Here is a 12,513-nt window from a genome sequence, read left to right as displayed (position 1 = left end):
GGTTCCTCGGGCCTAGAGCTTGATCTTGGGCCGAATCTCCTTGTTGACGATGCTTTCGAGTTCCTTCTTGACGTCAGGCCAGACGTTCTTCGCGTCTTCGTTGTTCAGGACCATGCGCTCGAGCCCCTTGCCGAGGATGGCATCGCCGCCGGGCACGTAGACGCGGGCGGGGTCCTGGGGGCGGGTCTTCGCGAGCTGGTCGACGGCGGTCTTGAACTGCGGGTACTGCTTGAAGAACTCGCTCATGAGCGGGCCGTTGACTGCGCTCTTGCGCATGGGCATATAGCCGACGTTCTGGGAGTAGTAGGCGGTGTTCTCGGGGTTGGTGATGAAGGCGATGAAGAGCATCGCCGCGAGCTTCTTTTCGTCGGAGATGGCCTTCGGGATGCAGAGGCCGGCGCCGCCGGTGGGGCAGCTGAACTGCTTCTTCTCGGGCAGGAAGGCGGTGCCGACCTGGAACGGCGCATCTTTGATGACGCCGGCGAGGCCGCCAGTCGATGAGAGCATGGAGTAGGTGGTCCCGGCGATGAAGTCGGCCTTGACGTCCTTCGCGGTAACGTTGGCGTACTTCTGGGAGAAGACCTGGCCGCGGACGTAGTTGCCGGCTTCGATGCCCTCGGGCGAGTCCATGGTCATGTTGAACCGGTCGTCCGAATAGCGGCCGCCGAACTGCCAGATAATGCCCTGAAAGGTCCAGGCGATGTAGCTATCGCCCTTGACGTGGGTGAAGGCGAATTCGCCGGGCTTGGCCATCGACTGCAGCGTTTTGGCCCACTCGTCGAACTCGTCCCAGGTTTTCGGACCGCGGTCGGGGAGGCCAGCGGCGGCCCACTTCTCCTTGTTGTAGTACAAGAGCGGGGTGCTGCGGGCGAAGGGCATGCCCCACTGCTTCCCTTCGAACTGGTAGTCCTTGACGAGGGTGTCCTGGTAGTCAGAGAGGTCCAGGTTGACTTCCTTGATGAGGGCATCGAGGGGCTCGATGGTGCCGGCGAGGAAGTACTTGAACCACCAGACGTCGGAGAGCATGACGACGTCGGGAACCTGGCGGGCAGCGAGGCCGGCGTTGAACTTCTGTGACACCTCAGCGTAGTTGGCGCCGGCGGTTTCGAGCTTCACCTTGATGTCCGGGTAGGCGGCCTGGAAGCGGCGGATGAGCTCTTCCTCGACGGCCTAGGAGTTGGCCGGGTGGACGCTCCAGTAGGTGATCTCAGCGGCGGGCTTGATGCCGCGAGGCGTCGGGCTGGGGCTGCTGCCGGCGGCGGGGCTGGAGCCTGCCGCGGTTGCAGCCGGGGACGGGGTCTCATCGTCGTCATCTCCGCCGCAGCCGACGAGGCCGAGTGCTGCGGCTCCGCCCATGAGGCCGAGGAGATGGCGCCTGCTCATGTTCGACATGGTTCGTACTCCTTCCTGATGTACCCCTGTGTGTTCGGGTGATATGCGCACCGCCGCGGGGGCGGGTGTTGCCAGGCGGTTAGCCCTTGACCAAGCCGGCGGTGAGGCCTTCGACGATGTGGCGCCGGGCCCAGAGAAAGACGAGCAGCACGGGGGTGATGACCATCACGGCCCCGGCCATGACGACGCCCCACTCGCTCGAGCCCTCCGAGTGCTGGAGCTGGGTGAGACCAACGGGGAGGGTCATGCGATCGGCGTCGTTCGTGACGAGCAGGGGCCAGAGGTACTCGTTCCACTTCGCCACTATTGAGATCAGGGCGAACGTCACGAGCGCCGGGCGGGACATCGGCAGCACGATGCTCCAGAGGATGCGCAGGTGGCCGGCGCCATCGATGCGGGCTGCTTCGATGACCTCACGGGGCAGGGAGAGGAATTGCTGGCGCATGAGGAAGGTGCCAAAGGCAACCGCTGCGCCGGGGATGATGATGCCCTGGTAGGTATTGACCCAGCCGAGGTCGGCAACCAGGACGTAGTTGGGGATGATGGTCACCTGGAACGGGACCATCAGGGCGGCGATGACGACGAGGAAGACAAGGTTCTTTCGCGGAAAGGGGAGGAATACGAGGGCGTAGGCGGTCAGAACACCGTTGATGAGTTCGAGTCCGCTGCCGACGGCGGTGGTGATGAGGCTGTTGATGAAGAAGCGGGCGAAGGGTACTGCGGTCCAGGCCTGTTCGTAGTTCTCCCAGCGGAAGGCCTCGGGCCACCAGGAGATGGGCAGGGTGTAGATCTCCTGCCGGGTCTTGAGGGAGGCCGTGAGCATCCAGAGGAGCGGGACGAGGATGATGCCGACGGCCACCAGCATCAGGAGGTACGCGGGGAGGGCGACGGCCGCGCGGCGGAGACCGGGGAGCGAAACGGGCCGGGCGGCGGGGCTGATGCGGAGATGTCGCAGCATGGGATGCTCCTGGTCAGTCTTTCGCGTAGTGGACGCGCCGCTCGAGCAGGCGGACCTGGAGGACGGTGACCGCGAGGAGGAAGACGAAGAGCACGGTGGCGACGGTGGAGGCATCGCCGACGCGGAAGCGGACGAAGGCCTCCTCGTAGACCTGGTAGACCGTCGTTTTCGTGCTATCGAGGGGTCCACCCGACGTCATGACGCTGATGATGTCGAAGGCCTGCATGGAGCTCAGGATCGAGGTGACGAGGAGGAAGAACGTCATCGGGGAGAGCAGCGGAAGGGTGACGTGGCGGAAGCGGGCCCAGCGGCCGGCGCCATCGACCCGCGCCGCTTCGTAGAGTTCGCGCGGGATGGCCTGGAGGCCGGCAAGGTAGACCACGCAGGCGTAGCCGAGGCTCTTCCAGGTGTAGACGATGATGACCATCGGCATGGCCCAGTTCGGGTCGTTGTACCAGTTGGGAGAGGGGACCCCGAGCCGGTCGAGCATGGCCGAGATGAGCCCGAAGCGGGGATCGAAGATGAAGAGCCAGACGATGCCGATCGCCGCGCCCCCGAGGACGTACGGCGCGAAGAGCGTGGTCCGGGCGATGGCCCGGCCCTTGAGGGGCTGGTTCAGCAGTAACGCGAAGGCGAGACCGAGCGCGAGCGTGAGGAAGACGGTCCCGCCGGTGAAGACGAGGGTGTTGCGGATGATGTAGAGCGACGTGGGGTCAGCGAAATAATCACGGTAGTTGTCAAGTCCGACCCAGGTTTTTTTCCGGAGAAATGAGGTCCCAATCGTAGAAGGAGAGACGGAAGCTCTCGACTAGCGAGCGATAGGTGAAGGCGATGAGGAGGGCGAGATTTGGGAGCGTAAAGATCACGAACAGCAGTGCACCGCTGAACGGTATTCGGCGGCGAATGGGGAACCGGACCTGTTGCGTAGCCACGGCCTTGGATGTTCGGCGGGCTTCGTTAATGGGCCTGCAACGGCATGTGATCGACCTGTGAAGGGCCGGCCGTTCATCGGCGGTTGACGGTTCGACAACCAATCGACAACGCAGCGGCCGGACAATGGGAAGGATGGAGCGAGTTCCCCGTGACGAGCTGTTGCTGGCGCCGGCCTACTACTGGGCGGGACGCGGCAGCGCGCTGGTGCACCGGCTCAAGGGCTTTGGAAGGCCGGTGGACGGGCAGGCATACCTGGATGCCTACCGACCGGAGCGGCTGCGCTGGCTGCGCGACGCGGGCGGTGTGAATGCCGTCTTCCTTGCCTACAACTGGGGACTTCCCCCGGAGATCGAGGCGGACGACTGGCGGGCGTTTGAGCGGGCTGCAAGGTGGTGCCACGAGCTGGGGATGCTGGCGATCGCCTACATCCAGCCTTCGAATGCCGTGTCGATGGGGAGCTTTGCGGGGCGCGGGTGGTATGCGCTCTCGGCGCGGGGTCGCCGCATCCCGTATTACAACGGTCGCTACTTCACGTGCCTCAACGACCCGGCGTGGCGGGACTGGGTGGTGGAGCGATGCCTCGATGCCGGCGCGCGAGGGGCCGACGGGTTGTTCTTCGATAACTGCGCCTTTGGGGGCATGCCGATCCCGCTCTCGCGCGATTACTCCGGCTTCGCCGGGTGCGCCTGCGGGCGGTGTCGGGAGCCGTTCGCGGCATGGCAGGAGGCGCAGGGGTTGGCAGTGCTGGACCTGCCTCAGCTGTTCCGGCCGGGCAGGGACGAGGCCGCGCGACGGTACGCGACGTGGCGGGCGGAGGTGCTGACGCGATTCTTCGAGGAAGTCACGCGGGTGACCCGTGATGCGTTTCCGAACATCCGTTGCCTGACGAACACGGTGGGCGGGGTGAACGTGAACACGTTCAATGTCTTCGGGGTCGACCTGCCCAGGCTGGCGGGGCTGATGGACTGGCTGTTCGTCGAGAACCTGCAGTCGCCGCGGGCCGATGGGCGAGAGCTGGTGCAGAACGCGGGCACGTACAAGGTGCTGCGGGCGCTCAAGCCGGGGGCGCCGGCGCTGAGCATCTGCTACGAACGGGGGATCGGCGTGGATGGGAAGCCGCCGCCGTGGACGTTCGCCCGGATCGCCGCGGAGGGGCTGGCAGCAGGGGGCTCGCCGGTGCTGCGTGCGGGCGAATACGTGGAGGACGGGTGCTGGGCGCTGCTGGCACCGGGGAAGGATGACCGACGCCTCGAAGCCTGGGGCGAAATGCTTCGCCAGGCCGCACGGTGGCGGGGCGCGCCGCGGGAGGAAGCGGCGCGGGTCGGGGTGTTCGTGGGGGATTCGCTGGCGTGGCGGGGCGACCTGTACCCGGGCGGCGACGACGACTTTTTGCTCGTGGTGCAGGCACTGATCGGCGCCGGGATTCCCCTCCGGGTGATCGGCGAGCGGACGCCGCCGTGTGACCTGGGGGTTCTGCTGCTGCCGGGGAAGGCTCCGCCACCGCCGTGGTATGCCGGGCGGGTTCTGCGCTTTGCCGAGCTGGGGCTGCCGGCCCGGCGCGACGGGGCGCTGTTCCGCTGGCTGGCTGGCCCGCTGGAGCCGATCGCTCGGTTCGCGGGCCCGAAGGTCGTTGACGCGTACTACCAGCGGGTGCATGTGCGGCAGTTCGTGGACCGGCTGAACCTGCTGTACCGGTTCGTCTTCGGAGATCGCTACCGGCGGGTGCCGATGGACGACGGGGTGCGGGCGATGCTGGCGGCGACGAACCCGGTGCACGTGCGGCTGCGGGGCGACGGATTCGTGGACCTGTGGTCGAGCGGGGACCGGCTCGAATTGCACGCGGCGAACTACGGGCCCGGCCCCCTGGTTGTGGAGCTGGTGCGAACGCCGCGGGGGAGGGTCATGGCGGTTTCGGGGTGCCGCCCGGCCGGCGAGAGCGCGTTCCAGGTGGAGACCTACGGGGTGGTCGCGATAGAGGCGGCAGGGGCGCGCGTGAACGGACCGCTGGCGGCAGGGCTGGCGCGGGGTTGACCGGCTGGCGCATTGCCGGGCGCGTGGTGCAGGCCGCCTCGGCGGCTGCACTGGCGGGGGCGTGCGTGCTGTCCGCGCGCCAGGTGGCCCGGGTGCACGAAGGCTGGGCGCTGGATGCCCTGGGCTGGGCGGCCCTGCTCATGGTCGTGCAGGTGGCGGCGATGGCCGCAGGATGGGGTGCGCTCGGGCACGGCTGGTGGACCGAGGTCGGGCGCGGCGCCGCGGTGCGGTCGTTCGTTGCGGGCTGGGCCGCGCGCTACGTCCCCGGTCCGCCGACGGGACCCGCGGGCAAGCTGGTGGTGCTGCGGACCTCGGGGATGCCGGCGGAGCGCGTGGTGGCGATGCTCTGGGTGGACCAGGCGGCCCAGCTGGCGGCGGCCGTGGCGGTTCCATCACTGCTGGCGCTCAGCGCCGCGGAAGGTCCGTGGCGCTGGCTGGCGCCGGCGGGAACGGTGGCTGCCGGGGCGATCATGGTGCTGGCCACCCGGCCGCGGCTGGTCCGTCGGCTGAGCCGCTGGCCGGGACGGGGGCTGACGCCCGGCACTGCGCCGGCGCCGGCAGCGACATGGACGGCGTTCGCGGCGTACCTGCTCGGGGGCCTGCTGGCGGCCGCCGCCTTCCACGTGACCGCGGTGGTGGTGAGCCCCTGGCCAGTAGGCCGCTGGGACGACGCGATGCTGGCGTTTTCTGTGGCCAGCCTGGCCGGCTTCCTGACGCCGTTCGCACCCTCGGGCGCCGGGGTGCGGGAGACGGTGATTGTGGCCCTGTCCGGGGGCGAACTTGGCGCTACAGAGGCGCTGACGGTGGCGGTCGTGGCGCGCGCAACGGCGGTGGCGGTCGACGGGGCGCTGCTGGCCGGCTACTGGCTGACCGTGCGGCTGCCGACGGGGCGGTTCGCCCGGGCACGGCGGGCGACGGCCTCGAACAGGCGCTGGTAGTCGGCGGCCACATCATCCCAGCTGCGAACCCGGGGCCGCGGCGGCCTCGGTGAGGCGAGGGCCTCCCGCACGGCGGCGGCCCAGGCGTTCGGGTCGGCGGGCGGTACCAGCCGGGCGCCGCAGACGGTCGCCATATCGATGAGGCCCTCGAGTGCAGCGGCGAGCACGGGCAACCCGGCCGCGGCGGCCTCGGCGGGGGCGATCCCGAAGCCTTCTGGCCGGCCGGGCACGGGAACGTTCGGCGCGACGAACAGGTCGGCGCAGGCGTAGAGGCGTTCGACCGCGGCACCGGGGAGCGGGCCGAGCAGCCGGAGGCGCGGCTCGCGGGCCGCGATTCGGCGCAGGGCGGCCTCTTCGGGGCCAGAGCCAACGACAGCGAAGGTGACGTCCGGCGGCAGCAGGGGCAGGACGTTCGCCGCAAACCAGGCCGCGGCTTTGCGTGGCACGAGCCTGCCGACGGTGACAACGAGGGGTCCGTGGGCCGGCAGGCCGAGCGTGCGACGCTCAGCAGCGGGGTCGGCGGCGGGCTGGATGCTGGAGAAACGTTCGCGATCGACGCCGTTCGGGATGACCCGGGGATGGACACCGAAGCGGCGGGCCGTCTCGGCGGCGGTGTAGGTGCTCACCGCAACCGTCTGACCATCGCCCAGGGCGCGGAGGGCGGGTCGAAGCAGCGCGGCGTACCCGGGAAACGGCCGGGTGACATCCTGGCCGTGCAGGGTCACGGTGACCGGCGCGCCGGCGAGCCGGGCGAAGAGCGGCGCGGCAGGCGCGAGGAGGGCATCTCCGAGGTGGACGACCTCCGCGCGGCCGCGGTGCCGGAGGCAGGCAAGGGCCGCCCGGGCGAGGAAGAGAGGGAGCCAGCGCTGGCCGCGCCGGAGTGCGACCAGCCGCAGGGGGCCCGGGTAGCGGGCCGCGAGCTGAGCGGAGAACTCCTCCATGCCGCCGACTGCGGGCGGAAATTTGCGGGTGATGAAGAGCAGCATGCCGCCAGTGAAGCGGAGCACGATGAACGGAACGGTATCCATTAACCGGGCGTTCGCGGTGCGTAAATGTCGCGTACATCGAGAGGCTCCACGGTACAGGCGGAACCAACGAGGAGGAGCTCTTTGGACGAACGCATTGCCGTGGTCGGGGTCGGGCGCATCGGGGCGGTGACGGCGGTGGGCATGGCGCACCTGCTCCACGATGTGACAGGGCTGGACCGGGATGCTGACCGGGTCGCGGAGCTGGCGAGCGGTCAGCTGCGGGAGGCCGAACCGGGGCTGCGGGCAGCCCTGCGGAGCGCGCTGCGGCTGCGCCGGTTGCGCTTCTGCGCGGTCGCCGAGGCCGGCCAGTTCGACGCCGCGTTCCTGTGCGTCGATACGCCGCCAGCGGCCGACGGCTCACCCGACCTCTCGCAGCTGTTCGCCGCCGCTGCGACCGCTGCCGGGCTGCTGCGCCCCGGGGGCCTGCTGATCACGCGCTCGACGGTCCCGCCGGGCACGGGCGCCCGCCTCGAAGCGGCCCTGCGGACGGCGGGCCGGGGGGATATCCATGTCGTGCACGTGCCGGAGTTTCTGCGCGAGGGACGGGCATGGGAGGACTTCCGCGAGCCCGACCGGGTGGTCATCGGGGCTGATTCCGCGGGCGCGGGCGCGCGGGCGGCGACGCTGTTTGCCGGCATCGAGGCGCCGGTCTTCGTGGCCGACCGGGTGACGGCGGAGCTGGCCAAGTATGCAGCGAACGTGTTCCTCGCGACGTCAGTGAGTTTCGCCAACGAGATGGCCGACCTCGCGGCGGCGCTCGGGGCGGACGCCCCGACGCTGTTCGACATCCTGCGGGCCGACCACCGAATCGGCAGGGCGGCCTACCTGACCCCGGGGCTGGGATTCGGGGGTCACTGCCTGCCCAAGGACACGGCCGCCCTCGAGTACGTGGGGCTGGCGCACGGGGTGGAGCTGCGGCAGCTGCGGGCGACGATGGAGGTCAACCGGGCTCGCACCTGGCGGGTGGTCGAGTGGCTTTCGACCGCGCTGGGCGGGCTGGCGGGGCGCAGGGTGGCGCTTGCCGGTCTCGCCTTCAAGCCGGGGACCGATGACCTGCGGGCCTCGCCGTCGATCGCGCTGGCGGCCGGGCTGGCCGGGGCGGGCGCCGCGGTGACCGGGTTCGACCCGCTGGTGCGGCAGGCCGGCGATATCGCCTGCGCGCCCAGCCTGGAGGACGCCCTGCGCGGTGCCGACGCGCTGGTGGTGGCGCACCGCGCCCCGTGGGTGGCGGAGACGGACCCCGGGTGGGCCGGGATGCTCATGCGGACGCGGGTACTCTACGACGCGCCGGGCGCGCTGCCGGCGGCGGACTGGGCCGCGGCCGGCTTCGTGACGAATCTCGGATGCGCGCGGGCGGCGAACCCCGCGCGGGGGAACGGCCGGTGAGGATTCTGCTCGCGACCGATTCGTTCCCGCCGAAGATCGACGGCGTGTCGGATACCGCAGCCACCGTGGCGGGGACGCTGGCGCGCCTCGGTCACGACGTGTGCGTGCTGGCGCCGGCGCCGGGTGTGCGCGACGTGGAGGGCAGCCGGGTGCTCCGGGTGGAGTCGGTACCGGCGCCGCTCTACCCGGAGCTGCGGCTTGGCGTGGGACTGGACCGGGTGATTCGCGCGGCGCGGCGCCGGTGGGACGGAGCTATCGTGCTGACGCCGGGGCCCATCGGAGCGGCGGCGGCGCTGGCGCTGCGGCGGGAAGTACCGATGGTGCACGTATACACCACGGATATCCCGCGCTACCTGAAGGCCTACGGCCTGCACGGGCTTGCTGGCCCCGCGGCTGCGCTGCTGCGCCGCATGGCCGCCCGCTCGGTGCGCACGCTCTGCCCGACGGAGTTCGTGCGCAGGGAGCTCGAGGCATCGGGGTTTCCGCGGCTGGAAGTCTGGGGGCGGGGGGTGGATACGGGCATGTTTCGGCCGTCGCGGCGGAGCGCCGAGATGCGGGCCCGCCTGAGCGGCGGCGAGCCGGAGGCGCCCATCGTGCTCTACGTCGGGCGGCTGGCGCGGGAGAAGCGGCTGGACGTGCTGGCTGACGTGGCGGATGCGCTGCCGGGCGCGAGGCTGGCGCTGGTCGGTGATGGGCCAGAACGCGCCGGACTGGAGCGGCTGCTCGCCGGTCGGCGCGCGGTGTTTACGGGCTACCTGCGGGGCGTGGAGCTTGCGGAAGCGTTCGCCTCGGCGGACGTGTTCGTGTTCCCCAGCACCACGGACACGTTCGGGCAGGTGGTGCTCCAGGCGATGGCGGGCGGCGTGCCGCCGGTGGTCGTGACCGGTTCAGCGCCCGCGGAGTTCGTCCCGGCGGGCGTGTGCGGGCTGCATGCGGCGCCCGGGCGGCCGGAGGCCGTCGTCGCGGCGGTGCGGCGGCTGGTTGAAGACCCGGCCCTGCGCGTCTCGATGGGGATAGCTGCGGCCGAGTGGGCGCGGCGGTTCTCGTGGGACGCGCTGGTGCAGCGCCTGCTCGAACTGCTGGACCCCTCGCGCGCGCCCGGAGCCGTTGAGGTGCCGGCGGGGGTCGCGAAGTAGCCGACCGGCGGCGCGGAGGCCTACTCGGGCGCGGACAGTAGCTCGCCGGCGTCGCTGATGAGTGAGGCCACCCAGGCGAACCCCGAGAGGACGAGCAGGAGCGCGACAACCTTCATACCGGCAAGGGTCGCGCAGGCGAATTAACAGCCGTGGAAGGCGGCAGCCGGTACGGGCTCGGGGCCGGGCGCGTCCCCGAGGGCGATGAACTCCCGGAAGAGCTCCCGTTTCTTCTGGCGGTGGCGATGCTCCGAGGAGAGCAGGCGGTCGAGGAAGCGAACGGCGGCAACCACATGCGGGCCTTTGTTGAGCATGACGCAATCGGCGCGGGTGGCGGCCGCGGCATCGGTGATCTCGGGCCGGGCGGGCATGCCGTGGCGAGCGAGGGTTTCGAGGACCTGGGTCGCCCAGATCGAGGGCAGGTGCGCCGCCTCGGCCAGGCAGAGGATGGCGTCCTGGAAGAGGGCGAGGTCGTCCCAGCCGACTTCGATGGCGAGGTCGCCGCGGGCGACCATGACGCCGAACGCGGGGCGACGCAAACCTTCGAGCAGGATCGGGACGAGGCCGCGCGCGGCGGCACGGGTTTCGATCTTGGCGATGATGCCGCGGTCGTGGAGGCCGCGACGGTCGAGTTCGGAGGCCAGCCGGGCGATATCGCCGGGTTCGTGGACGAAGGAGAGCCCGATGAGGTCGGCGAAACTGGCGGCGGCATCGAGACTGGCGACATCCGCATCGGTAAGGGCGGGCAGCGGGAGGTGGACGCCGGGGAAATTCAGGCCCTTTTCAGGACGCAGGCGGCGCGGGCGGCCGACGGGCGCGGCGAGCAGGATTTCGAGCCAGCCCTGGGTGACCGCCACGACGGTGCCGCTGAACTTGCCGTCGTCGATGGCGACCGGGTCCCCGAGCGCGACGACACGGAGGGCTTCGGGATGGCTGCAGGGGACCGCCGGCGGCATGCCCGAGGGCGGCTCGGCGAGCGGCTGCGTCGAGCGGAGGAGCCGGAGCCGGTCGCCGGCGGCGAAGCGGAGCTCGCCGGGGAAGTCGCCTATCCGGAGGCGCGGGCCGCACAGGTCGAACAGGATGTGGCAGCGCCGGGGCGGGGGTGCTCCGAGCCGTTCGAGTTGGAGTTCGGCGTGGCGGACGGCATCGGCCAGCGACCGCCAGTCGGCCGGGCTGCCATGGGCAGCGTTGATACGCGCGACGTCCATCCCGGCCTGGAGGAGCTCACGGCAGTGGAGGACCGGGTCGGCGACCGTGTGGTCGAGCGTGACCATGATGCGCGTGACGCGCGACGGCCGCGGCCGCCCGAACAGGCGAACGGTCCGGGCTTCCTGGAGGCGGAGCGCCTGCTCGCGCGAGGGGTCGAAGGAGCGCGGCGCGGCATCGGCGAGCCAGGCGCGGACCTGCTCGAGCGAATCGAGGACGTTCGGTTCGAGGCGGCCGAGCGAGCTGAGGCCAAGGTCGGCGAGGGCGACCTGGAGGTCGGCGATATCGCGCGTGCGAACCGCTCGGTAGGCCAGGAGGTTGGCGGCGCTGAGCGCGGCTTCGCCTGCGAACGACGGGGGGACCGTGCCAGCGGCATGGATAGCTGCCGCCTGGAGGTCTTCCAGGCGCCGGCGGAGGAGAGAGCGCTCCACGAGGTTTATGGTCGCCGGGGGAGCGCAAACGGGTCGTTAACGACGGATCAGGCGAGGCGGACGAGGGTGCGGCCGCGGACCCTGCCCTGGAGGATTTCGGCGCAGACGGCGGGGACGCCGTCGAGGTCGGTTTCGACTGCGATGGAGTCGAGGAGGCCGCGGGGCTTCAGGTCGGCGGCGAGGCGCTGCCAGGTGCGCTGCCGGCGAGGCATGGGGGTGAAGACGGAATCGATACCGAGGAGGTTCACGTTGCGCAGGATGAACGGGTAGACGGTGGTGGCGATAGCGTTGCCGCCGGTGAGGCCGCTCAGGGCGATGGAGGCGCCGTACTTCATGGTGCGAATGAGGTAGGCGGTTGTGCTGCCGCCGACGGGGTCGACGGCGCCGGCCCAGCGCTCGGACTCGAGCGGGCGGGTGCTCTCGGCGGAAACTTCCTCGCGGCTGAGGATTTCGGTCGCGCCGAGGTCGCGCAGGTAGTCGTGCTCGGAGGCTTTGCCGGTGCTGGCGGCGACAGTGTAGCCGAGGTTGGCAAGCATGCTCACCGCGGTGGACCCGACGCCGCCGGTGGCGCCGGTGACGATGACGGTGCCGTTCTCCTTCGCGAGCCCGTTGTGCTCGAGGGCTTCGATGGAGAGGGCTGCGGTGAAGCCGGCGGTGCCGATCGCCATGGCCTCCTTCAGGGTGAGGCCTGCCGGGAGCGGCATGACCCAATCGCCGGGGACGCGGGCGAGCTCGGCGAAGCCGCCGGGGTGGGCAACGCCGAGGTCGTAGCCGGTGACGACGACCTCCTGGCCGGGCGAGAAGCGGGAATCCTTCGTTTCGAGCACGGTGCCGGCGAGGTCCACGCCCGGAACCATCGGGTAGGTGCGGATGACGCGGCCGTTCGGGGAGAGCGCGAGGCCGTCCTTGTAGTTGATCGAGCTCCAGTGGACGCGGATGGTGACATCGCCGGGCGGAAGGTCGGCTTCGGAGAGGTCGCGGACGGCGACCCAGAACTGGTCGGCCTGCTTGTCGACGACGAGGGCGCGGTAGGTCATGGGACGGGCTCCGGGGGTTGGGTGTGAGGGGAAGGGTGCA

At 70.5% G+C, this 12,513-nt stretch carries 11 protein-coding genes; 4 read left to right on the top strand and 7 right to left on the bottom strand.

Annotated elements, in window-relative coordinates; genetic code table 11:
- Positions 1–12: 12 nt before the first annotated feature.
- The 4 genes from VAE46_RS01590 to VAE46_RS01575 all read right to left on the bottom strand — a co-directional run bounded on the left by VAE46_RS01590 (position 13) and on the right by VAE46_RS01575 (position 2,942).
- Entirely contained in the window at positions 13–1,152 is a 1,140-nt protein-coding gene (locus VAE46_RS01590; protein WP_322795154.1) for an ABC transporter substrate-binding protein, read from the bottom strand.
- Positions 1,153–1,170: 18 nt separating this feature from the next.
- Positions 1,171–1,383 carry a hypothetical protein gene (locus VAE46_RS01585; protein ID WP_322795152.1) on the bottom strand — a complete coding sequence of 71 codons (213 nt, stop codon included), beginning with the start codon at positions 1,381–1,383 and terminating at the stop codon, positions 1,171–1,173.
- Between the two features lie 88 nt (positions 1,384–1,471).
- Positions 1,472–2,350 (bottom strand): carbohydrate ABC transporter permease, encoded by an 879-nt coding sequence (locus VAE46_RS01580; RefSeq protein ID WP_322795151.1) that lies wholly within the window; start codon positions 2,348–2,350, stop codon positions 1,472–1,474.
- Between the two features lie 13 nt (positions 2,351–2,363).
- Positions 2,364–2,942: a carbohydrate ABC transporter permease gene (locus tag VAE46_RS01575; protein ID WP_416223927.1), complete on the bottom strand. Its 579-nt coding sequence runs from the start codon at positions 2,940–2,942 to the stop codon at positions 2,364–2,366.
- A 473-nt stretch (positions 2,943–3,415) separates the two neighbouring features.
- On the opposite strand from VAE46_RS01575, the gene VAE46_RS01570 reads away from it, so the two are divergent.
- On the top strand, positions 3,416–5,314 hold the full coding sequence (locus VAE46_RS01570; protein ID WP_322795150.1) for a hypothetical protein: 1,899 nt from the start codon (positions 3,416–3,418) through the stop codon (positions 5,312–5,314).
- Positions 5,311–6,252 carry a hypothetical protein gene (locus tag VAE46_RS01565; protein WP_322795149.1) on the top strand — a complete coding sequence of 314 codons (942 nt, stop codon included), beginning with the start codon at positions 5,311–5,313 and terminating at the stop codon, positions 6,250–6,252. The genes VAE46_RS01570 and VAE46_RS01565 overlap by 4 nt, the downstream gene beginning before the upstream one ends.
- On the opposite strand, the gene VAE46_RS01560 is transcribed toward VAE46_RS01565, so the two are convergent.
- Positions 6,174–7,280 (bottom strand): glycosyltransferase family 4 protein, encoded by a 1,107-nt coding sequence (locus VAE46_RS01560; RefSeq protein WP_322795148.1) that lies wholly within the window; start codon positions 7,278–7,280, stop codon positions 6,174–6,176. The genes VAE46_RS01565 and VAE46_RS01560 overlap by 79 nt on opposite strands.
- Positions 7,281–7,361: 81 nt before the next feature.
- On the opposite strand from VAE46_RS01560, the gene VAE46_RS01555 reads away from it, so the two are divergent.
- On the top strand, positions 7,362–8,666 hold the full coding sequence (locus VAE46_RS01555) for a nucleotide sugar dehydrogenase (protein ID WP_322795147.1): 1,305 nt from the start codon (positions 7,362–7,364) through the stop codon (positions 8,664–8,666).
- Complete coding sequence (locus VAE46_RS01550; RefSeq protein WP_322795146.1) at positions 8,663–9,802, top strand: glycosyltransferase family 1 protein; 1,140 nt, start codon at positions 8,663–8,665, stop codon at positions 9,800–9,802. Before VAE46_RS01555 ends, VAE46_RS01550 begins: the two co-directional genes overlap by 4 nt.
- Before the next feature lie 140 nt (positions 9,803–9,942).
- On the opposite strand, the gene VAE46_RS01545 is transcribed toward VAE46_RS01550, so the two are convergent.
- On the bottom strand, positions 9,943–11,436 hold the full coding sequence (locus tag VAE46_RS01545; protein ID WP_322795145.1) for a pyruvate kinase: 1,494 nt from the start codon (positions 11,434–11,436) through the stop codon (positions 9,943–9,945).
- Positions 11,437–11,483: 47 nt separating this feature from the next.
- Positions 11,484–12,473 carry an acryloyl-CoA reductase gene (locus VAE46_RS01540; RefSeq protein ID WP_322795144.1) on the bottom strand — a complete coding sequence of 330 codons (990 nt, stop codon included), beginning with the start codon at positions 12,471–12,473 and terminating at the stop codon, positions 11,484–11,486.
- Between the last annotated feature and the right edge of the window lie 40 nt (positions 12,474–12,513).

This window comes from Tepidiforma sp. (assembly GCF_034433535.1).
Classification (GTDB): Bacteria; Chloroflexota; Dehalococcoidia; order Tepidiformales; family Tepidiformaceae; genus Tepidiforma.
The sequence above is the reverse complement of the archived record's forward strand: the minus strand, read 5'-3'. Positions and strand labels throughout refer to the sequence as shown.